Source organism: Sagittula sp. NFXS13, from assembly GCF_040148795.1.
Lineage (GTDB): Bacteria > Pseudomonadota > Alphaproteobacteria > Rhodobacterales > Rhodobacteraceae > Sagittula > Sagittula marina.
Genome location: NZ_JAGEMH010000004.1, coordinates 81,591 through 102,337 on the forward strand (window position 1 = coordinate 81,591; position 20,747 = coordinate 102,337).

Here is a 20,747-nt window from a genome sequence, read left to right on the forward strand (position 1 = left end):
CGGGCGGATAGGGGCAGAGTTGAGAGGCGGAATAATTCAGGAGGGGCGCGGGGGCAAGGTCCGCGTGGCTCAGTCGCCCTTCAACATGCGCACACCGTCAGCGGAGAACACCAATCGGCGGCCGGCGTTCAATGCCGGCGCATAGAATTCCCCCAGCGCAGAGTTCGCCCGGATGCGGCCCCGCTTGGACGGGTCCTGAGTGCTGTCGCCGGGCAGGGGGCGACCGGGGGTTGGCGCCTCGGCCCAGATGACGGGGTGTAGTTCGCGCAGGTGGTCTTGTGTGATCCAGCCAAGGGCGTCCGCCACGCGGCGACGCGAGGAGCCGGGTTCAGAGGGACCGCCGACCGTCAGCCCGGTGAAGGCCGCAAGCCGATTGGCCATGTCCTGCGTCGGAAAGCGCGCCAGAACGTCGTGTAAACCTGCAATGAAGAGTTCCGCGTCGAGGCGGCGGAAGGCCCCGGCATCGCGTTCCAAAGCGCCGATGTACACCCAAGTGTAGCCACCGACGCCCCAGACGTCTGCGGTTTGCATGGCCACGCGACGCGCCTCGTTTTCCAAGACCTCCCAACTGCCAAAGCGGCGAGGACGTGCGTTGCGGCCAAGGGCACGCATGGAGGCGGGCAGGCGCGGATCCATTTCGATGAAATCTTCGTAGTCGTCGGCCATCCGTGACGCAGGGTTTGCGTCGGCCTCCAGCACCGCGCAGCGCAACGCGGCCCAGAGGATCGTGTTATGTTCGAACGGATCGAAGCGGTCAGCGAGCGCCTGAGCCGCGCGCATGTGCTGGACATAGGCGCTGCGCCGTTGCTGCGCGAGCTTCGCCGCAGGAGATGCACCGCGCCAGGCACCGGCGGTTTCCACATGCGCCATGGCAAGGATGTAATAGAGCAAAGGCAAGTCTTCGGGGTCTTCGTCAGCGAGGCTGGCCTCGAAAGCGCGCAGCGTGGTCACGACCCGCTGCGGTTCGCCGCGGGCGACAGCCTTGCGGGCGGCAGTGCAGACATCGGACCGCGCGCCTTCGGCCAAACACATGGTCACGGGGGCCAGCCCGGGGGTGAGCAGCTTTGCCGATTCGGCTTCGCGCATCTCCTTGGCCAGCTGATCCCAAGCCTCCTGGCGGGCCAGAAACCGCCCACGGCTGTGATGACGTGCGCGGTCTTCGGCATCGGGGCAGGGGTCGCGGACCGGAATATCCACACGCGGGCGCAAAGGCGGAACGGCCTTTTCACCCGCACTCCGGACCAAGGCCAAGCGCGCAGGGTCAAAGACGGGATGTGGCGTTGTGGGCCGATGCAGATTCATGGGGCTCCTCTAATTACGAATGCGGACAATATGACAAAAGCCAATGGAATATACGTGGTTTGAAAGAGTTTCAGAGCTGCACATTGGCTGCTCAAATGGACCAAAAGAAGGCGCGTTCTAGAAGAACAAGCGACCGGCCGTCGTTCATTGTTCGGCGAGGCTTGGGCATCCGCGGATGTGGGGCGCTGGCGCTGCAGGGCACTGGTCCATGCGCCGTATTCCGCCATAGTTCGGCAAGGCTCTGCCAACCAGGCGATCAAGGCAGACTTGAATTTTACGACAATTGTAGGCAGGTTCCCGGCGTCATGTTGCGTGTTGCTGCCCTTATCACGCTCATCGGGACATTGTCGGTCGTGTCGACAGCGGATGCAAATCCGTTGCCAATGCAGGCCGAGTTAAACGCGCCTGAAGTCATTTCGGACCAGGCGGTCTCTGTTTCGTTGCGCCCCGTCACTCGCCGTTTTACGGTGCCCGAAGCCCGCTGGGATGAAAAACCCGGCCGTAAAAGCTGGACCATGGCCTCTCTCAAGGCCTTGCGATCCCATGCCCACAATCTACCCGATATCGTACCCGCGGATATCGATAACTACTGCCCTGCGTATACAACCGCAAGCCGCGAACAGCGCGAAGCCTTTTGGGTTGGGTTGATTTCTTCGGTGGCGTGGCATGAAAGCACCCATCGTCCCACGGCCGTCGGAGGCGGAGGTCTTTGGTATGGTTTGACGCAAATCCTGCCAGGGACGGCGCGCGGTTATGGCTGCAAGGCTCGGTCCGGAAATGCCCTCAAAGATCCTGAGGATAACCTGTCCTGCGCTTTGCGAATCATGGCGGTGACGGTGGAGCGCGATCAGGTTGTCAGCTCTAACATGCGTGGTGTGGCAGCTGACTGGGGGCCATTCCACTCGCGCCGCAAACGTCAGGACATCATGAACTGGACGAAGTCGCAGTCCTACTGCCAAGGCTTGGGCAAATCGCTGCGTCCTGTCGCCCGCGATGAGGGGCTGATGGTGCGCTTCGAACAGGAAAAGCAGAATGCCCAGATGGCGGAGTTCGCAGATATTCGGCCATTGGTGCGCCCAGTTGCGGTGCTCGCCCGTGCCTACGCGGAACGGCTTTTGCCACAAACGTTGGGTCCGCAGATCGAAAAGTTCCAGGAAGCCTACGATGCGATCCCTGTGATCAGCACACAATCTGAAAGTTGATCGTCGAACGCGGCGCAGATTACAAAAGGGCCCCCGATTCGGGGGCCTTTCGGGTTTTATCAGGCTTTGCGCCAGCTGGGGCGGCGCGTGGCGTCCAGCAATGACACCGCCGGGGCCTTCGGCCCACCCAAGGCCAAGGTGGCGCGTCGCAGCATTTCGATACCCTCTTCGGACTTTGCCGGCAGTGCTGAGGGAGAAATCGGCTCACCAATGGTGATGCGGAAGGGCTGGCGTGCTTTGTTCAGTGTCTCGTGGAAGAGGGATATGTCTCGCAGCGTGGGATGCAGGATATCGAACAGGTAGAACATGGCCGAGTTGCGCGCGCGGATGTTGACCGGGATCACCGGCAGGTCCAGCTTGCGCGCGATCATCGCAGCGGAGGCCATCCAGGGCCGTTCATGCAGAGACAGCCCACGCCGTTTGGCCAAGCGCCCGGAGGGGAAAATCACCCCAAGCCGGCCCTTTTCCACCGCGTCGCGGCAGTAGGCCATCGTCTCACGCGTTTTGGCGTGAGAGCGTTGCTCCTTGCGCCATTCCACCGGGCAAACGATATCATCGAGCTGTGGGAGAACGCGCACAACGTCCTTGTTGGCGAAGAAGTAGGCGTCCGGGCGAATGTCAGCCAAAGCATTGTACAACATTACGCCATCGGCCAGCCCGGTGGGGTGGTTCGACACGATCAGGGCCGGACCTTGACGCGGGATGTTGTCCAATCCGGTGATCTGCACATCGCGGTAAATAATGTCACCCAGCAGGCGAAAGCCATCCTGCGCGCTGATATGTTCGAGCTCACCCGCCACGTCGAGCGTGCGCTGGTACTGCAACAGACGCTCCAGAATACGGCGCCACGCAGCAACGGCCACGGTGTCCCGGTTGAACCAGGGCGCGCGTTCCTCGATCAAAGGGTCTATGCGGTCTTTCATATATCTGCCGAGATCACATTTTTGTTAAAGATTTCATGACAGACACGCCGCCATAAGTCCAGTTGCACAGATATATAACACTTTGCGAGCCGACGACCATGCGCAGAGTGAAAAACAGCGTCTTGGCTAGGCGATATCAGCGCCCACCTGTGACATCAAGGACCGAGCGCGTCACGTAAGATGCCCGTTCCGACAACAGCCAGAGCGCGGCTTCGGCGATTTCATCTGCTGTGCCGGGCCGGCCCATGGGGGGTGATTTGCCAATCTTTTCGAGTCGATCGGGCACGCCGCCTTTGGCGTGGATGCCGGTATCGATAATGCCGGGGCGAATGCCGTTCACGCGGATGCCCTCAGGCGCGAGTTCATCGGCGAGGCCAAGCGTGAAGGTATCAATGGCCCCTTTGGTCGCTGCGTAGTCAATGTACATGTCGGGCGCTCCGAGCCGAGCCGCCGCGCTTGAGATGTTCACGATGGCGCCGCCTTTTCCCCAGTCCCGTATCAGGCCAACGGTCTGGCGCGCCACCTCGATCGCGCCAAAGCAGTTGACGGCAAAGACCTTTTCGACACGCTCCGGTGTCAAATCCATGATCGATCCGGGCGGCGAAACGATGCCAGCGTTGTTGAGCAGACCGACGCGCCCGGGCTTCATCTCGGCCAGTTTCACGAACATGCGCGCGACGGCCTTGGGCTTTGTCACGTCAGCCTGAAAAAGATAGGCCCGCGCGCCCATGCTTTCGACCACGGCGGCGGTGTCCTCCGCTCCGGCCTTGTCCTGACCATAGTGCACCACGATCCGCGACCACCCGTTGAAGGCCGCATTGCGCGCGGTGGCAGCGCCAATTCCTGCGGAGGCACCGGTCACAATTAGAAGTCCAGTCATCCCCGCTCCTGTTCCTTGGGCAACAGCTCATCAGGCATGTGGCAACACGCCTGAAAGCTGAGGCCAATTAAACTGCTACGGGTAGCAGCGGCAAGTCCGCACTGAAGGTATGGAGGGTGTTACGCATCTGGATCGGTCGGAGAGCGTCCCACCAAGCATGTTGATAAAACGCGGCGTGTTACCGAGGTGCCGAGAGTATTGAACTTTGCCTGAATGGCGGTTCGCGAAGTATGTGCTAGGAAATGGCGTCGCATATATGTGGCTTTTCCTTGCGTGTCAAAAAGTGGCCGCGATGAAATTCATCGCGGCCACTTTGGTCAAGACCAACTCGGATCACCCGTATCCCACTGCACGGTCTGCGCCATGACGGGCACGTTCCTGTCGGTGTGTCAGCCTAGGATACGGCTTACCATCTCATCTGTGTCGCGGCTCAGGTTTGGCTTTGACTTGATACGCTCCAGCTGGGTGCGGATCAGCGCCTGTCGGTCCGTATCGTAGCGAGTCCACGTCTGGAAGACAGAACACATGCGGGCCGTCGTTTGCGGGTTCAAGTCGTCCAGCGCGATCAGCTTGTCCGCCACCAATGCGTAACCCGCGCCATCCTTTTGGTGGAAGGCCGCATGATACCCGGACAGAGCCCCCAGTGTCGCGCGGAAGCGGTTGGGGTTCTTGATGGTGAAATCCTTGTGGTTTGTCAGGGCTTCGGTGCGGGCCACGGCCTGTTCGGGGGGCAAGGCGGCGATTTGCAGGCCGAACCACTTGTCGATCACCAGGCGGTCGTTCTGCCATTGGTCGTAGAAGGCGGCGAGGGCGGTGTCGCCCTTGCCCGCGCGCACCAGCTGCGCCAAGGCGCTCAGTTGATGGGTCATGTTGTCGGCGCTCTCGAATTGCGCCTGTGCGGCCTTTCCACCATCCAGACGTGTTTGCAGCGAAAGCACTGCGGAGCCAAGCGAGCGCTTTCCCGATTGCTCTGCGTCGGGGGCGTAGGGGGCGGTGACGCGCGCCTCCTCGGAAAGGCGCGGCAAGAGATCCACCCAGCGTTCGGCGCGGAACTGCGACAGGGTTTCCCCCGCGTTGTAGATCGCATCGGGATCGGGAGTGTGGCCGCGTTCGTGTAACACCTGCGCCATCTCGGAATTGCTTGGCCCGGCCAGCATCAGGGCGCGATAGGCAGGGTCTAAGCTTTCGTCGCGCAGCACGTTTTCCAAGCCGTCGAGCCATGCGGTGTCTGGACCCGCGCCGTCTAGGATCATCGCCAGAAGGCATTCGCGGGAGAGGTCGCGGTTGGCTTCCCAACGGTTGAAGCTGTCGGTGTCATGCGCCAGCAGGAACGCCTTTTCCTGCGCGGTTGTGGTCCGTTCCAGCACGATCGGGGCAGAGAAGCCGCGCAGCAGCGAGGGCACAGGCTTTGCCGACAACCCGTCAAAGGTAAAACTCTGCGTGGTTTCGGTGAGTTCCAGCACAGTCGTGGGCACGACTTCATCCCCATTGGGGTTCAGCAGGCCAACAGCCATGGGAATGACCTGCGGCTGCTTGTCTGTCTGGTTCGGCGTGTCGGGGGAGTGCTGTTTGAAGGTCAAAGTATAGCTGCCCTCGGCGAAATCCTCGGTGACGGAAACGCGGGGCGTGCCGGATTGCGAATACCAGAGCTTGAACTGCGCCAAATCGCGGCCGGTGGCATCCTCGAACACGCGCAGCCAGTCCTCAATGGTGGCGGCGTCGCCGTCGTGGCGTTCAAAGTAGAGGTCGAGCGCCGTGCCGTAGGCCTCGTCGCCCACCAGCAGCTTCAGCATGCCGATGACTTCGGCGCCTTTCTCATAGACGGTTGCGGTGTAGAAGTTGTTGATTTCCTGAAAGCTTTCAGGGCGCACGGGGTGCGACAGCGGTCCTTGGTCCTCCGGGAACTGGCGCGCGCGCAGAACCATCACATCCTCGATCCGTTTCACCGGGGCAGAGCGCATATCAGAGGTGAACTGGCTGTCACGATAGACGGTCAGCCCCTCCTTCAGGCACAGTTGGAACCAGTCGCGGCAGGTGATGCGATTGCCTGTCCAGTTGTGAAAGTACTCATGGGCGATGATCGCCTCGATACGCTCGAAGTTTGCGTCCGTGGAGGTCTCGGGGGAGGCGAGCACACAAGACGAGTTGAAGATATTGAGCCCCTTGTTCTCCATTGCGCCCATGTTGAAGTCGTCGACGGCCACAATGTTGAAGATATCAAGATCGTATTCGCGTCCGTAAACGTCCTCATCCCATTTCATCGACTTTTTCAGCGCGTCCATGCCAAAGGCGCATTTGTCCTCGTCGCCGGGCCGGACCCAGATGTTCAACTCCACATCCTTGCCGGAGACAGTGGTAAAGTGATCGGGATGGTTCACCAGATCTCCGGCGACGAGCGCGAACAGATACGCAGGCTTGGGCCAGGGGTCGTGCCATTCGGCAAACGTGTCGCCGGTGTCGCCGGGGTCCCCGTTCGACAGCTTGACCGGCTCCTTGCCTTCGATCCGGACAGTGAAGGTGGCCATCACGTCCGGGCGGTCGGGATAGTAGGTGATCTTGCGAAAGCCTTCTGCCTCGCATTGGGTGCAATACATGCCGCCCGACATGTAAAGGCCCTCAAGCGCGGTGTTCTGCGCAGGCGCTATCTCGACCTCGGATTCCCACAGGAAGCGGCCGGCAGGCACTTGCGCCGTAAGGCCGCGCGCGGTGACCTCTGGCGTGATGGCCACGCCGTCGATCCTGGCTTCGATCAATTTCAGGTCTTCGCCGTGCAAAAAGAAATCCTGCGCCGGGGCATCAGGGTTCGGTGCAAAGTGGATGCTTGCCAGGACACGTGTTGCGTCGGGAGACAGGCGAAAGGTGAGGTGCACAGCCTCGACGATCCAGCCGAAGGGGGTGTAGTCCTTGAGGAAGACTGTCTCCGGGGCGGTGGGGACTTGATCCTTCATGGTGTGCTCCTTTTTTGGTGACACGATGGAACCCGCGCCGTTGCTGAAGTGTTAGGCCTGTAACCAATCAGCGGCAACCACGCCGCATGAATTTGTTCATCGCCGAGGAGACACAGATGTCAGCACCCGACACCAATATCAAAACCCAGGAACGCCGTCACAAAGGGGCGCTGGGCGGAATGAAACTGGTACTCGGCTTTGTGGCAGTGATTCTTCTGATTTTTGTTGGATATCTGTTTTTTGCGTCCGATGGGCCGGAAGAGGCGGAGTCACAGGTTGAAGTCGGTCCCGGCATCGAAGTGACCGAACCGGACAACGCCATCCCGGCTGGTGAAGTCGACTGATCCTTTTGAACTATTGGCACGTACAGGAAACGGGCATGGACTGAGCGAGTCCGTGCCCGTTTTCTATTCGGAGGGTGGGCTGTGCCACGTGGTGTGAAGAAATCGAATCTGCCGGAAAAGACCTGCGCCACCTGCGGGCGTACGTTCACTTGGCGCAAGGCGTGGGTGAAAGTCTGGGAAGATGTGCGCTACTGCTCAAACCGCTGCCGCGCGGAAAGGCTGAAAAAGACGTCCTCCTCAGCCCGCTGAAATCGGGCCTTTGAAAGAAAATACAGGCATCGCTTTTGGCTTTGACGAGCACTGTCGCCAGCTTCTTTGCTTCCCGAATTGTCCGAAGGCAGCACCCCATCCATGCTTGCCAAGACCACAGGGCTATTCCGCAGCGCGCAACGTTTGTGCCTCCGTCGGGGAGGACGGGCGGTCAATTTCTTCCCACAATATTTCAGGTGCCTTGATGCGCTTTGCTTCGCGAGCCAGCGCCCAGTCGCGGGCGATGCGTGATCCACGGCCAAAGGACAGGCGTGCGAGCTGCGTTGCGATCCACTTGGCATAGGTCGCGGCCCAGATGCGCACCGCCAGCATGGATGGGGTGAAAACCAGCGTCAGAATCGTCGCCGTGGCGAGGCCAAAGACCACCGCTGTGGCAAGGTTCTTCCACCAAAGCGCCGTGGGGCTGTCGACGGAATAGCCGCCGCCGAAGAAGTCCAGCGAAAGGCCGAACATCATCGGGGCCAGACCCGCCATGGTGGTGATTGTCGTCAGCAGCACCGGGCGAATGCGGTCCTCTGCCGTGCGCACAATCGCTTCCAGCCTTGGCATGTAGCGCTCGTATTCCTGATAGGTGTCGATGAGAACGATATTGTTGTTCACCACGATCCCCGCCAGCGCCACGATGCCAACCCCCGTCATGATGACCGAGAATGACTGCCCCATGATCAACATGCCCCACAGCACGCCGGCCACCGACATGATGACAGCCAGCAACACCAGCACCGAGTTGTAAAAGGAGTTGAACTGCGCCAGCAGGATGATGAACATCAACCCCAGCGCTCCGGCAAAGGCCGACTGCAAAAAGGCCTGGGATTCCGCCTGATCCTCCTGGTCGCCGGTCCATTCGGTTGTGATCCCGACGGGCAGCGGATTGCCTTCGAGCCATCTGTCGACTTCGGCGATGCGTTCGTTGGCGGTGACAGGGACAGCTTGCAGGCCTTCGGCCGCTTGCAAGGCCGGCAAGTCGGCAGGGCTTACGGCATAGGTCTTGTCCCCCAGAGTAAAGGACACCTTGTCGCCCGTCTTTTCAGTCTGGCCATAGGCTATCAGCGTGGCGTCTTTTCCTGTCCCCGTGTCGAAGCGGACCATGCCGTCGGCCACGCCGGCCTTCACGTCGAAGTAGCGGGTCTGGTCGATGCGATTGATCTCGGCCAGCTGTTCCACCGGCGTGCGGGTGATGAAGTTCGACAGCGGGATCAGTCCGGTGTTTGTGCGGACCTTGAGTGTGTCGAGCGTGGACAGCACACGGTCGTCCTCGGGCAGGCGCACGCGGATTTCGATTTCTTCGTCCGAGCTGTCGACGCGCATGGTGTCGAGCAGAATCCCCCGCGTCACAAGCTGCACCATGCCCCCCACTGTGGCGACGTCCGCGCCATAAAGACCGGCTTTTTCAACGTCCACGTCGATCTGCCAGTCAATGCCGGGCAGGGGGCGCGTGTCCTCGACCAGCGTCAGGCCGGGCATGTCCTCGAACTTGGCGCGGGCGGCGGCCGTGGCCGTGATCAAATCGTCCCAGTTATCGCCTTTCAGACGCAGATGAACGGGTTTCGCCGACGCCGGGCCGCGCGCCTGTGCGAGGATTTCGATCTCGATACCCGGGATCTGTTCCAGCTTCGCGGTGAGCTCGGTGATGATCGTGTCGCCGTCCAGGTCGTCCAGCGTCACCTCGTCGGGGTGGGCGGCCGCGTAATCGGCGCGATCTTCCCAGGGGATCGTTTCAAGCTGGACCTGACCGATGGTGTCCTTGGGGGCTTCTGCCCCGCCGGTGTTGTTGTTCAGGCCGCCGTCGCCGGCAAAAGCAAAGGCGTTAAGGATGCCGGGATGCGACAGGACGACGTCCTCCGCCCGCTTTACGATCGCGTCCTTTTCGGACAGTGACAGGTTGCCCCGTGCGCGCACGTAGACAATGGCCTGCTCGGGCTCGCTGTCGACAAAGAACTCTGTGCCGTTGTTGTTTTGCCCGTAGTAGCCAAAGGTGAAGATCACGAAGCCCACGACGCCAGCGATCGTCACCAGCGGCATGATCGGGTTGCCCGCGATGAAATGCATGAACGACCCAAAGGCGGAGCGCCGATAGCTGCCTTGAATCCGGCGCGGTTTGCGCTGGGGGGCGGCGGCGTCCATCGACACAGAGGCCAGAACGGCAAACAGCAGGAAGATGACGATGCCGGGCAAGCGTGCGCCAAAGCCGGTCGCCTCTGTCGGGGCGATGTAGGACGGGTTCAGAACCATCATCGCGCCGGTGTAGACGCCGACCAGAGCCACGGCGACCAAGGCGATGCGCAGCCACCAGGGTGCGGCCTTGCGCAAAGCCTGGCCCATGGTGTGGATCTGCCGGGACCAGCGGCCTGAGACGCCGCCCATCACGGGAAGGTAGATCAGCGCCACCACCAGCGATGCGGACAGTACGAAAATCAGCGTGACCGGCAACATGCCCATGAATTGCCCTGCGACCCCCGGCCAGAACAGCATCGGCAAAAAGGCACAGAGTGTGGTCGCGGTTGACGATACCACGGGCCAGAACATACGGTGCCCGGCCTCGACATAGGCGTGCATGGGGCCTGAGCCTTCTTCGATGCGCTTGTCGGCGTATTCGACAACCACGATGGCCCCGTCGACCAGCATCCCCACGGCAAGGATCAGGCCGAACATCACGATGTTGGACACCGACACATCCATCAGCGCCAGCAGCAGAAAGCACAGCAAGAAGGAGGTCGGAATCGCAAAACCCACCAGCAAAGCGGGCCGCAGGCCAAGCGAGGCCAGCACCACGATCATCACCAGGGCAATGGCGGTCAGCACCGACCCTTCGAGTTGCGAGACCATCGACGCCACCTGACGCGATTGATCGTTCGATGCGCCGACGTCTAGCACCGCTTGCAGTTCTTCGGGCCAGTCAGCCTCTGCCTCGGCGATCACCGCGCGTACGGCGTCGGCGGTATCAATGATGTTGAACCCTTTGCGTTTGACCACCTGTAGCGCCACAGTGGTCGCGCCATTGAAGCGGGCAGTGCCGATGCGGTCCTCGAAGGTCAGGCGGATCTCGGCCAGTTCACCAAGGGTCACGGTGCGCTGGCCGTTGGTTTTGACCGGCAGGTTGTAGATGTCCTGACTTTCCTCGAAGGAGGCCGGGATTTTGACCGCAAAGGTGCCTTGGTCAGTTTCGATTTCACCGGCGGCGATCAGCTGGTTGTTGTTCTGAACGACATTGATCAGTTCGAGCGCTGTGATGTTGTAGCTTTCCAGCCGCAGCGGATCGATGACGACCTCGACCATCTCGTCGCGGTTGCCGGCGATCCCGGCCTCCAGCACGCTATCGAGGGATTCGACGCGGTCCTGCAGGTCTTTGGCAACCTGTGCCATGGTCCGTTCCGGCACCGGGCCGGTGAGGTTCACGATCAGAATCGGAAATTCAGAAAAGTTGATTTCGTTGATGGAATACTGCTCGGCGCCTTCGGGAAATTTGGCCTCGGCGTTGTTCATGCTGTCGCGTACATCGGCGATGATCTTGGTCTTGTCCCAGCCGAATTCGAATTCCAGTGCGAGACCGGCATAGCCTTCGGACGCAGTGCCGGACATGGACTTCAGACCGTCCAGATCGGACAGCTCGGTTTCCATCGGTTTGACCAGCAGCTTTTCACTGTCGGAGGCAGAGATGCCGGGAAAAGGGACAGAGACGAAAAGCGCAGGGATCTCGATGTCCGGTTCGCCCTCTTTGGGGAGGGTCGCGTAAGCCCAGCCGCCTGCCAGCAAGGACAAGACGATGAAGGCGATGACCATCCGGGCGCGTGCGGCGGCCCAGTCGATAATGCCGGTCATTGAATGACCTCCTCGAAGCTGGGTGCAAGGGGCACGCCGTCGGTGACGTATTCCTGACCGAGGATGATGATGTCGACCGTATCTGGCAGCCCGGTGACCCAGACACCTTGTCGTGTGTCGCGCAGGACGGTCACGGGCATGAAGGCGGCGGTTTCCGTGTCAGAGACGGTGCGCAGGCCAAGGTCGCCCTCATCGTTCAACGTCAGTGCGGATTGCGGCACCAGATGAGCCTGCGCGCCTTCAGCCTCAATGGCGATGTCGGCGGTTTGGCCGTCCCGGATCGAAAGGTCTTCGTTCGGCACCTCCAGTTCCACACGGAAGGTGCGTGTTGCCGGATCAGCAGAACGGGAGACAAAGCTGACGTCACCAGTGACTTCGCGTCCGCTCACCAGGCGCGCGCCCGCCTGCGCGCCGACCTCTATGCGCGCAACGGAAGCTTCGGGGGCGTAGGCGACGATCTTCACCGGGTTCAGCTGGATGACAGTGGCGCAGGCGGACCCGGGCTGCATCAGCGCGCCCAGCTCGGCGGTATCGGTTTCCAGAAGCCCGCCAAAAGGTGCATGGATCGACAGGCGATCAATTTCCGTGTCGGCAGCTGCGACACCTGCCTCGGCGGATTGAATGGCGGAGAGCGCGGTTTCCTCGCCCGTCATGGCAGCCTGCACGCCGGCTTGCGCGCCTTCCAGTTGCGACTTGGTCGAGGCGATGGCGGTCTTCGCCCCTTCGACGCCTGAGAGGGCGGAGGACACGCGGGCGCGCGCCCCTTCGATCTGGCTGCGGGCGCTTTGCACGCCTGCCTTGGCATTCGCAATCTGGGTGCGCGCGGCGATCACACCGGCCTCGGCGTTACGGATGCCGGATTGCGCGGCCTGGACCGAGGCGCGGGCCGTTTCGACGTTGCTTTTGGCGGCTTGGATGCCGGATGCCGCAGCCAGAAGCCCGGCCTGTGCGGTCTGCACCTGCGCCTTTGCGGTTTCGAACGCGGCCTCGGCGGAGGCGAGCCGGGTTTGCGCAGTAAAGCCGTCACGGGCGAGGCTTTGCGAGGCGTTGAGGTTGATCTCGGCCTCGCGGACCTGCGCTTCGGCCTGTTGGACCCGAGCTTCGGCCTCCGGAACGCGCGATTGTGCTTCTTCCAGTGCGGCTTGCGCGGCGGGCACGGCGGCTTCTGCTTCGCGCAGGCGCGCCTTGGCTTCGGGGACGCGGGATTCGGCTTCGATCAGGCGGGATTCGACCTCCGGCACGCGGGCTTCTGCCTCGGTCAGAGCGGCCTCGGCAGCGGGCACCCCGGCGCGGGCTTCTGAAAGGGCGGCCTCTGCGGCGGGGATATTTGCTTCGGCTTCCAGAATAGCGGCCTCAGCGGCCGGAACCTGTGCCTTTGCCTCCGCCAGGCGGGCGCGGGATTCCGGCAACAGGGCCTTTGCCTCTGCCAGTTTCGCCAGAGCCTCGCGTTTGGATACCTCCCGAGTACCGGGATCGATTTCGCACAGCAGTTGCCCGGCCTCGACCAGCGTACCGTTGCGCAGCGGATCAGAGACCACCTTGCCAGAGGTTTCGGCGCGCACCTCGACCTGACGCACAGCCTGCGTCTCGCCCCGCAAGATGACGGCACTGTCGAGCTCTTGCGCGACGGAGCGGCGGGCCATGACGCGCACTGAGTTGACGGTGACATTTTGTATGGCCGTCGCTGTATCGACCTGCGCCTCCTCCGGCACATCCGTCTCGGCGGGAGCCTCTGCGCCCGTCCACGCCATGAGCGTCTCACGTTCCATCACAAGCAGGTACAAAAGCCCCGCAACGATGATCGCGGTGATGATCGATACAATGCGCATTCAAAGTCTTCCCGATTGTCGCGCCGCCAAAATCGCGGCCGTCTGTTATATAAATCCAGTTACTATCAGATACGCACGTGAAGGCGGATTGGATTGAACTGCTTGGTTCAGTTTATTAGGCTGCTGCTAGGCGTCACGCAAGCGTGACGGGCAGGCCGTGCATATAAAGCGGCTGTTTGCGACAGGTTACCTGACAGATTTTGGCAGTTGTGCCCCGGAAATGGTCGCTGAGAGCCTCTTGGCAGAAAGCGGATTGCGCTGTTGGGCGGGTGTTGGCAACGGACCGGTCAGCCTGTAAGAGAGGGCAAAATTCCGAGGGGGGCTCAGGTGAGCGACACCGACAGTTTTATCGACGAGGTGACCGAAGAGGTCAAACGCGACCGGCTTTTTGCGACGATGCGCAAATATGGCTGGATTGCCGTGCTGATCGTGCTGCTCCTGGTGGGCGGCACTGCCTATCGCGAATACGCGCAGGCTCAGGATCGTGCGCAGGCGCAGGCGCTGGGCGACCAGATTCTTGCGGCGATGGAGACCGAGGACAGCGCCGCGCAGGCCGAGGCCTTTGACGCCATCACCGCACCAACGGTTGGGTCCCGCGTCCTTGCAGAAATGCTTGCCGCCGAAGCGCAGGCCGAGGCCGGAGAGATCGAGGCTGCGGTCACGCGTTTGCAAACCGTGGCGAATGACGCCGAGGCGGAGCAGATCTATCGCCAGATCGCCAGCTTCAAGGCCTTGGCATTGGGCAAAGACGTTCTGTCGGTCGAAGACCGCCGCGCGGGTTTTGAATCGCTGGCCGTCGCTGGTCAACCGCTGCGGCTGCTGGCCGTGGAGCAACTGGCCTTGATCGACATCGAAACCGGTGACCGTGAAGGCGCGGTGGATCGGTTGCAGTCGGTGATCTCTGACGCGGAGGTGAGCGCAGGCTTGCGTCGTCGCGCAAGTCAGTTGATTGTGGCATTGGGTGGCGAGTTGCCGGAACAGGCCTGAGGGTCTGCGGCAACACGCAAGAGTACAGCGCTGGACGCGGCCTTTCAGGCGCTGCGAAAAGCCAAAGTGAACAGGCCGAAAGCGGTCTGACGGGCTGGAAGAGGTAAGACGATGCAGCGCAAGGCTTTCATCCTGACGTGCGTCAGCGTTCTGGCGCTGGCAGGCTGCGGAAACAACGATCCGATCCTTGCGGGTGAGCGTCTGAACGTCCGTGACGTTTTGCAGACCCGCGCCGGTGGCGATAGCTCCGAGGTGGTGAACCAGGCGCGCGCCATGTCGCTGCCCGCTGCCGTGACGAATACAGACTGGCGGCAAAGTGCTGTAAGCCCCTCGGTTCGCGTCACCAACGCAGCCTTGGCCGCAGCGCCGCAGCCGTTGTTCTCGACATCCATCGGGACCGGGGACACCCGCCGCAGCCGTCTGCTCGCCGACCCGGTGATCGCTGACGGTGTGATCTACACGATGGATTCGCACAGCGTGGTGCGCGCGACCTCTATCGCGGGTCAGCCGCTCTGGTCCGTCGATCTGACACCAGCGCGCGAAAATGCCGGTGCCGGTCAGGGCGGCGGTCTGGCGCGCGGTGGCAATGCGCTGTTCGTTTCGTCTGGCTTCGGGTCGGTCGTGGCGCTTGATCCGGCCACCGGCACGGAGCTGTGGGAGCAAAAGCTGGGTGGCACTGCCACGGGCGCACCGAGTTACGCCGACGGGCTGGTTTATGTTGTCTCCGGCGACACCACAGGCTGGGCCATCGAAGCCGAGGACGGCCGTATTCGTTGGCAGACCGAAGGGCAGGGCAGCATCAACAATGTGGCCGGTGCCCCTGCGCCAGCAATCGGCGATCAGCATGTGGTGTTTTCCTTTGGTAGCGGTGGCGTGTCTGGGGTGTTCCGCAAAGGCGGCCTGCGGTTGTGGAGTTCTGATCTGCTCGGGCGGCGCAACGGTGTCGCCGTAGCGGCGGTGAACGATGTGACCGGCGATCCGCTGATTGCGGGCGATACCGTCTATGCAGGCAATCACGCAGGCAGCGTTGCGGCGATGAGCGTCTACACCGGCGACCGCTTGTGGACGGCGGATTACGGCGCGCTTGGGCCGTTGTGGCCAGCGGGCGACTCGGTTTTCTTTGTGTCGGATCGCAACCAGTTGGTGCGCCTCGACGCGTCCTCTGGCGAGGCGATCTGGGAGGTGGAGCTTCCGGGCTACAAGCCGACGCGCAAACCCAACAAGCGCCGCGATTCCGCATATGCCAACCGTGGCCCGGTGATGGCTGGCGGACGGCTGCTTGTTGCAGGCTCTGACGGGTTCATCCGATCCTTTGACCCGGTCAGCGGCGCGCTTTTGTCGACGCTTGAGGTGCCCGGTGGCGCCACCACGCGCCCGGTTGTGGCCAACAACACCCTGTATGTCGTGTCAAAGAAAGGCGTGCTGCACGCCTGGCGCTGATCTGGCAAAGCGACGCCCCTTGCGTGAGGGGCTTTCGCTGCGCCGCGAAATGCGCTAGATGCGCGGCTTGATCCGCGGAGCCCTATTGCATGTCCTTCACTCTCGCCATTGTCGGTCGCCCCAATGTGGGCAAGTCGACCCTCTTCAACCGCCTAGTGGGGCGTCGCATTGCGCTGGTCGATGACCAACCGGGTGTGACGCGCGACCTGAGAGAAGGCGCCGCGCGGATCGGCGATTTGCGGTTCACCGTCGTCGACACCGCCGGTCTGGAAAATGAAACCGACGATTCGCTGCCGGCGCGGATGCGCCGCCTGACGGAACGTGCGGTGGACATGGCGGATATCTGCCTGTTTATCGTTGACGCACGCACGGGGCTGTTGCCTGACGACCGTGTGTTTGCGGAGATTCTGCGCAAACGCGCGAAGCATGTGATCCTTGCCGCCAACAAGGCCGAGGGTAATGCCGCCGAAGCCGGTGTCTTCGAGGCTTACGAGCTGGGTCTGGGCGAGCCGTTGCGTCTGTCGGCAGAGCATGGTGAGGGCATAGCGGACCTGTATTCGGTGCTGCAACCCTTTGCCGCCGAGTTCGAGGAACGTGCTGAGGCGGATGCGCCGGACACCGATGTGTCGCTTTCCGAGGAAGAGGCTGAGGCGGCGGACGAAAACGCCATCCAGATGCCCACGGCAGAGAAGCCATTGCAGATCGCCGTTGTCGGCCGTCCAAACGCGGGCAAATCCACTCTGATCAACCAGATTATCGGTGAGGAACGCCTGCTGACAGGCCCGGAGGCCGGGATCACCCGCGATGCGATCTCGCTCAGCCACGAGTGGAACGGCACGCATGTGCGCATCTTCGACACCGCCGGCATGCGGCGTCGTGCGAAGGTTCAGGAAAAGCTTGAGAAGCTTTCAGTCTCTGACGGCGTTCGTGCGGTAAAGTTCGCCGAAGTGGTTGTGGTTTTGCTGGACGCGGCGATCCCGTTCGAGACCCAGGATCTCAAGATCGCAGACCTGGCCGAGCGCGAAGGCCGCGCTGTTGTCGTTGCGGTGAACAAGTGGGACATCGAGGACGAGAAGCAGGAAAAGCTCAAATGGCTGCGCGATCAGTTCGAGCATGTCCTGCCGCAGCTGCGCGGTGCACCGCTGGTGACCGTCTCCGCCCGGACGGGCAAGGGGCTGGACAAGCTGCAACAGGCCATCGTCGAAGCCTATGTGACCTGGAACCGCCGCGTGTCCACCGGACAGCTGAACCGCTGGCTCGACTCGATGATCACCCGGCACCCGCCGCCCGCGCCGCAAGGCAAGCGTATCAAGCTGCGTTACATGACACAGGCGAAGACGCGACCGCCGGGCTTTGTCGTGATGTGTTCGCACCCGGACAAGCTGCCTGAGAGCTATTCGCGCTATCTTGTGAACGGTCTGCGCGAGGACTTCGACATGCCGGGCACGCCGATCCGGCTGTACATGCGCGGCCAGTCTGACAAGAACCCGTTCAAGGGGCGCCGTCCGAAGAAGCCCGGCGCATTGGGCAAACACTTGGGCAAATTGCAAAAGAAACAAGACTAGGGGCGGCTGATGCCTTTGGTCTGAAAATCAAAAAAGGCAGCGCTCATGGGGAGCGCTGCCTTTTTGTTTTGCGTGGAATGCGGGCCGGTTACTCTGGAACGTGTGGGATATCCCATGCTTTTTTCACGGCATCTCGTGCCATGAAACGCTGGCGGTACCCTTCGAGGTTTTCGAAATTGTCCCACCCCAGCAAATCGGCGGCGTCGTAAAATCGGTGGATGGTTTCCAGCCACGGCACGATGGCCATATCGGCGATGGAGTAATCTCCTGCCACCCATTCCTGACCGTTGAGCCGCTTGTCCAGTACGCCGAGAAGACGACGGGCCTCATTGACGAAGCGCTCCTTGGGGCGCGGATCGTCGATCTCTTTGCCTTTGAAAGCGTGGAAGTATCCAAGCTGGCCAAGCATCGGCCCAAGGCCACCCATCTGCCACATCAACCACTGGATGACTTTCAGACGGTCTGCACCAGAGGGCAGGAATTTCCCCGACTTTTCGGCGAGGTGGATCAGAATCGCGCCGCTTTCGAACAGGCTCACCGGGCCGTTGGGACCGTTGGGATCAACGATGGCGGGGATCTTGTTGTTCGGAGAGATCGACAAGAACTCCGGGCTGCGCACGTCCTCGTCGGAGAGCGACACAAAGTGCGGCTCGTAGGGCAAGCCGGTCTCTTCGAGCATGGTGGAAACTTTTACGCCGTTGGGCGTGGGGTAGGAATAAAGCTGGATGACCGAGGGGTCTTTGGCGGGCCAGCGGTCGTTCACTAGGAAGTCGTCGGGAAACATCGGGAACCTCTGTCAGTGTCTTTGCTGACAAGTAAGGTGGTCTGTTTCCGCGCTCAGTCCAACTGCAGATACGCAAAGGTGCAGTGCGCATCTGCAGAGCGTCTACGGGCGTTATTCGGTGTCCGTGCTGCGCAGGCCAAGAATGGCAACGATGCCGAGGATGCTCAGACCCGCCACGGCGGCGTTGAGCGGCCCGGTGTTTTGTACGATCACGCCAACCAGCGCCCAGATGACGGTGACGCCATATTCCGGGGCGCGGTGCAATCGGTATTGCACCACCAACGCCACGGCCAAAGCCATAACAAGGCAAACAAGCGCCGCTGGCGTCGGAGGCAGGAGGCCATAGCCGCCCATCACCACGCCCAGCCCGACAAAAGCAGCAGCGGTGAGCCATCCTGCATAGATGGCCACCGGGGCTTGTTGCAGCCAGCGGTCGGTGACGCCCACGGAAAACAGCGCCTTCAGCGCGGCGGCCATCATAACAAAGATCACCGGAATGGAGAGCAAGGGAGAGACGGAGGCCACGGGCAACCATGTCGCCCCGATGGCCAGACTGAGGGTAATCCAAGGACGGAAGTCGGCCCAATCTGGATCATCGGCGCGCCGTACGGCACCCACTACGGCCGCCACGAACAGCCAAACGTAGATCAGCCCCCAAATTGAGAAGGCGTAGCCAGCCGGTTGAACAGGCGGGTGTTCGATGCGGTTTGGAAATTGGCTCGGCTCAAAGCCGTTGAAACCCGGTACAATAAAATAGGAGCCGAGAAAGGCCAATGTTGCAAGCAGCGTCAGATAGGCCCAGAGGCGATTGGTCATGTGGTGTTCTCCGGTTCCCGAAAGCCTGAATTCAGGCAGGCTGCGGCGCGGCATCAGTCAATCCGACGGCGTATGTCTTGTCAACGAAACGAGGCGGTTGCGGTTCCCCGCGATTGGTCGCGCCCCGTTTGGCTGGATCGTGGTCAGGCGAGGGTGCCTTCGGCGGTGAGGCGGGTTTTGCCGCCCAGGTATGGGTGCAGCGCCTCCGGAAGATCGACGGAACCGTCCGCCTGTTGCCCGTTTTCCAGCACCGCGATCAGACAGCGCCCAACCGCCAGACCGGAGCCGTTCAAAGTGGCCACGAAACCCAGCTTGCCACCGCCGGCGGGCTTGAACCGTGCGTTCATACGCCGCGCCTGAAATTGTCCGCAGGTGGACACAGAGGAAATCTCGCGGTAGCTGTTTTGGCCTGGCAGCCAGACCTCGATGTCGTGTGTCTTTTGCGCGCCAAAGCCCATGTCACCGGTGCACAGCACGACTGTGCGGTAAGGCAAGTCCAGCTTTTCCAGGATTGCCTCGGCGCAGCCAGTCATGCGGTCGTGCTCGGCGATGGCCTCGTCCGGATGACAGATGGTGACCATCTCGACCTTTTCGAACTGGTGTTGGCGCAGCATCCCGGCGGTGTCCCGTCCGGCGGAGCCTGCCTCGGACCGGAAGCACTGCGAATAGGCCGTCAGGCGGCGGGGCAGGTCGCCTTCATCCAGGGTTTCGCCGTTAACGGTGTTGGTGAGCGTCACCTCGGATGTCGGGATCAGCCACCATCCGTTGGTGGTCTCGTAGCTGTCTTCGCCAAACTTTGGCAACTGGCCAGTGCCGTACATCATTTCCGGGCGGACCAGCACGGGGGTCCATGTCTCGGTCAGCCCGTGGTCATCGATATGCGTGTCGAGCATGAACTGCGTCAGGGCGCGGCTGATGCGGGCAACGGCGCCTTGCAGGACGACAAAACGCGCGCCCGAGAGTTTGGCAGCGGTTTCGAAATCCATACCGGGTTTCACACCGGCCAGATCGTAGTGTTCCTTTGGCGTGAAGTCCAAGGCGCGCGGTTCGCCCCAACGCTTGACCTCGACATTGTCGTTTTCATCGGCACCCTCCGGCACCTCGGGCAGCGGCAGGTTGTCGATGCCCATCAGCAGGCCGGTCAACTGCGCGTCGAGCGCCTTGGCCTTTTCCTGCATCTCGGAGACTTCGGCTTTTTTCTCACCAACAAGCGCGCGCAGGCGCTCAAATTCAGCGTCGTTGCCGGAGGCCTTGGCCGCGCCGACTTCCTTGGCGGCCTTTTTTTGATCCGCTTGTGCAGTCTCGGCGGCGAGGATGGCGGCGCGGCGCTCTTCGTCCAGCGCGAGCACGGAAGAAGACATCGGCTCCTTGCCGCGGCGGCTGAGGGCCGCATCCCAGGTTTCCGGGTTCTCGCGGATGGCGCGGATGTCGTGCATCTCATTCTCCCATGGATGTCATTGAGTCGCCCTGCTTATGCCCGATCTTTTCGCAGGACGGTAGGGCCAGCCTGATGCGATGCGCTGGCTGTTTTTGAGGATCCGCGACGCTGTGTTTCCGACTTAACCGGATTTTTCCAAATGATTGGCAAGGTTCCGCCATAGCCCGGCGACATGAGGCAGACCGGGAATCGAGGAGCAC

15 protein-coding genes are annotated in these 20,747 nt (G+C 61.7%); 6 read left to right on the forward strand and 9 right to left on the reverse strand.

The features are described from left to right. Window positions 1-69 precede the first annotated feature (69 nt). On the reverse strand, window positions 70-1,302 hold the full coding sequence (locus J4E08_RS11190) for a hypothetical protein (RefSeq protein ID WP_349538566.1): 1,233 nt from the start codon (window positions 1,300-1,302) through the stop codon (window positions 70-72). Window positions 1,303-1,397: 95 nt separating this feature from the next. On the opposite strand from J4E08_RS11190, the gene J4E08_RS11195 reads away from it, so the two are divergent. Further along, a complete protein-coding gene (locus J4E08_RS11195; protein WP_349538567.1) occupies window positions 1,398-2,504 on the forward strand; it encodes a transglycosylase SLT domain-containing protein in 1,107 nt (368 codons plus the stop codon). A 59-nt stretch (window positions 2,505-2,563) separates the two neighbouring features. On the opposite strand, the gene J4E08_RS11200 is transcribed toward J4E08_RS11195, so the two are convergent. From J4E08_RS11200 to pepN, 3 genes are all read right to left on the reverse strand, one after another. After that, window positions 2,564-3,427, reverse strand: coding sequence for a lysophospholipid acyltransferase family protein (locus J4E08_RS11200; protein ID WP_183967203.1), 864 nt, complete (start codon window positions 3,425-3,427; stop codon window positions 2,564-2,566). Window positions 3,428-3,563: 136 nt separating this feature from the next. Next, complete coding sequence (locus J4E08_RS11205; RefSeq protein ID WP_349538568.1) at window positions 3,564-4,307, reverse strand: SDR family oxidoreductase; 744 nt, start codon at window positions 4,305-4,307, stop codon at window positions 3,564-3,566. Window positions 4,308-4,696: 389 nt separating this feature from the next. After that, a complete protein-coding gene (gene pepN / locus J4E08_RS11210) occupies window positions 4,697-7,255 on the reverse strand; it encodes an aminopeptidase N (RefSeq protein ID WP_349538569.1) in 2,559 nt (852 codons plus the stop codon). A gap of 86 nt (window positions 7,256-7,341) precedes the next feature. On the opposite strand from pepN, the gene J4E08_RS11215 reads away from it, so the two are divergent. Then, window positions 7,342-7,599 (forward strand): hypothetical protein, encoded by a 258-nt coding sequence (locus J4E08_RS11215; RefSeq protein ID WP_349538570.1) that lies wholly within the window; start codon window positions 7,342-7,344, stop codon window positions 7,597-7,599. 93 nt (window positions 7,600-7,692) lie between these two features. Beyond that, window positions 7,693-7,848: a DUF2256 domain-containing protein gene (locus J4E08_RS11220; protein ID WP_349538719.1), complete on the forward strand. Its 156-nt coding sequence runs from the start codon at window positions 7,693-7,695 to the stop codon at window positions 7,846-7,848. Between the two features lie 123 nt (window positions 7,849-7,971). Here J4E08_RS11220 and J4E08_RS11225 read toward each other — a convergent pair whose 3' ends face one another. Both J4E08_RS11225 and J4E08_RS11230 read right to left on the reverse strand, forming a co-directional pair. Further along, a complete protein-coding gene (locus J4E08_RS11225) occupies window positions 7,972-11,688 on the reverse strand; it encodes an efflux RND transporter permease subunit (protein WP_349538571.1) in 3,717 nt (1,238 codons plus the stop codon). Then, entirely contained in the window at window positions 11,685-13,517 is a 1,833-nt protein-coding gene (locus tag J4E08_RS11230; RefSeq protein ID WP_349538572.1) for an efflux RND transporter periplasmic adaptor subunit, read from the reverse strand. The genes J4E08_RS11225 and J4E08_RS11230 overlap by 4 nt, the downstream gene beginning before the upstream one ends. 327 nt (window positions 13,518-13,844) lie before the next feature. Here J4E08_RS11230 and J4E08_RS11235 point away from each other — a divergent pair, with 327 nt between their 5' ends. From J4E08_RS11235 to der, 3 genes are all read left to right on the forward strand, one after another. Further along, a complete protein-coding gene (locus tag J4E08_RS11235) occupies window positions 13,845-14,504 on the forward strand; it encodes a tetratricopeptide repeat protein (RefSeq protein WP_183967215.1) in 660 nt (219 codons plus the stop codon). A gap of 111 nt (window positions 14,505-14,615) precedes the next feature. Then, complete coding sequence (locus tag J4E08_RS11240) at window positions 14,616-15,944, forward strand: PQQ-like beta-propeller repeat protein (protein ID WP_349538573.1); 1,329 nt, start codon at window positions 14,616-14,618, stop codon at window positions 15,942-15,944. Window positions 15,945-16,033: 89 nt separating this feature from the next. Next, window positions 16,034-17,509 carry a ribosome biogenesis GTPase Der gene (gene der, locus J4E08_RS11245; protein WP_349538574.1) on the forward strand — a complete coding sequence of 492 codons (1,476 nt, stop codon included), beginning with the start codon at window positions 16,034-16,036 and terminating at the stop codon, window positions 17,507-17,509. An 88-nt stretch (window positions 17,510-17,597) separates the two neighbouring features. Here the strand turns inward: der and J4E08_RS11250 are convergent, their stop codons facing one another. From J4E08_RS11250 to serS, 3 genes are all read right to left on the reverse strand, one after another. Continuing rightward, window positions 17,598-18,293 carry a glutathione S-transferase N-terminal domain-containing protein gene (locus J4E08_RS11250; protein WP_349538575.1) on the reverse strand — a complete coding sequence of 232 codons (696 nt, stop codon included), beginning with the start codon at window positions 18,291-18,293 and terminating at the stop codon, window positions 17,598-17,600. Between the two features lie 111 nt (window positions 18,294-18,404). Further along, on the reverse strand, window positions 18,405-19,109 hold the full coding sequence (locus J4E08_RS11255; protein WP_349538576.1) for a TspO-related membrane protein: 705 nt from the start codon (window positions 19,107-19,109) through the stop codon (window positions 18,405-18,407). Window positions 19,110-19,252: 143 nt separating this feature from the next. Further along, window positions 19,253-20,545, reverse strand: a complete 1,293-nt coding sequence (gene serS / locus J4E08_RS11260) for a serine--tRNA ligase (protein WP_349538577.1) — start codon at window positions 20,543-20,545, stop codon at window positions 19,253-19,255. Between the last annotated feature and the right edge of the window lie 202 nt (window positions 20,546-20,747).

What these genes read in the sequence shown, in the direction of transcription:
- pepN (WP_349538569.1), bottom strand. Translation starts at nt 7,255, where the DNA reads ATGAAGGATCAAGTCCCCACCGCCCCGGAGACAGTCTTCCTCAAGGAC.
- J4E08_RS11255 (WP_349538576.1), bottom strand. Translation starts at nt 19,109, where the DNA reads ATGACCAATCGCCTCTGGGCCTATCTGACGCTGCTTGCAACATTGGCC.
- J4E08_RS11250 (WP_349538575.1), bottom strand. Translation starts at nt 18,293, where the DNA reads ATGTTTCCCGACGACTTCCTAGTGAACGACCGCTGGCCCGCCAAAGAC.
- J4E08_RS11215 (WP_349538570.1), top strand. Translation starts at nt 7,342, where the DNA reads ATGAATTTGTTCATCGCCGAGGAGACACAGATGTCAGCACCCGACACC.
- J4E08_RS11195 (WP_349538567.1), top strand. Translation starts at nt 1,398, where the DNA reads ATGGACCAAAAGAAGGCGCGTTCTAGAAGAACAAGCGACCGGCCGTCG.
- J4E08_RS11240 (WP_349538573.1), top strand. Translation starts at nt 14,616, where the DNA reads ATGCAGCGCAAGGCTTTCATCCTGACGTGCGTCAGCGTTCTGGCGCTG.
- J4E08_RS11200 (WP_183967203.1), bottom strand. Translation starts at nt 3,427, where the DNA reads ATGAAAGACCGCATAGACCCTTTGATCGAGGAACGCGCGCCCTGGTTC.
- J4E08_RS11225 (WP_349538571.1), bottom strand. Translation starts at nt 11,688, where the DNA reads ATGACCGGCATTATCGACTGGGCCGCCGCACGCGCCCGGATGGTCATC.
- der (WP_349538574.1), top strand. Translation starts at nt 16,034, where the DNA reads ATGTCCTTCACTCTCGCCATTGTCGGTCGCCCCAATGTGGGCAAGTCG.
- J4E08_RS11190 (WP_349538566.1), bottom strand. Translation starts at nt 1,302, where the DNA reads ATGAATCTGCATCGGCCCACAACGCCACATCCCGTCTTTGACCCTGCG.
- serS (WP_349538577.1), bottom strand. Translation starts at nt 20,545, where the DNA reads ATGCACGACATCCGCGCCATCCGCGAGAACCCGGAAACCTGGGATGCG.
- J4E08_RS11230 (WP_349538572.1), bottom strand. Translation starts at nt 13,517, where the DNA reads ATGCGCATTGTATCGATCATCACCGCGATCATCGTTGCGGGGCTTTTG.
- J4E08_RS11205 (WP_349538568.1), bottom strand. Translation starts at nt 4,307, where the DNA reads ATGACTGGACTTCTAATTGTGACCGGTGCCTCCGCAGGAATTGGCGCT.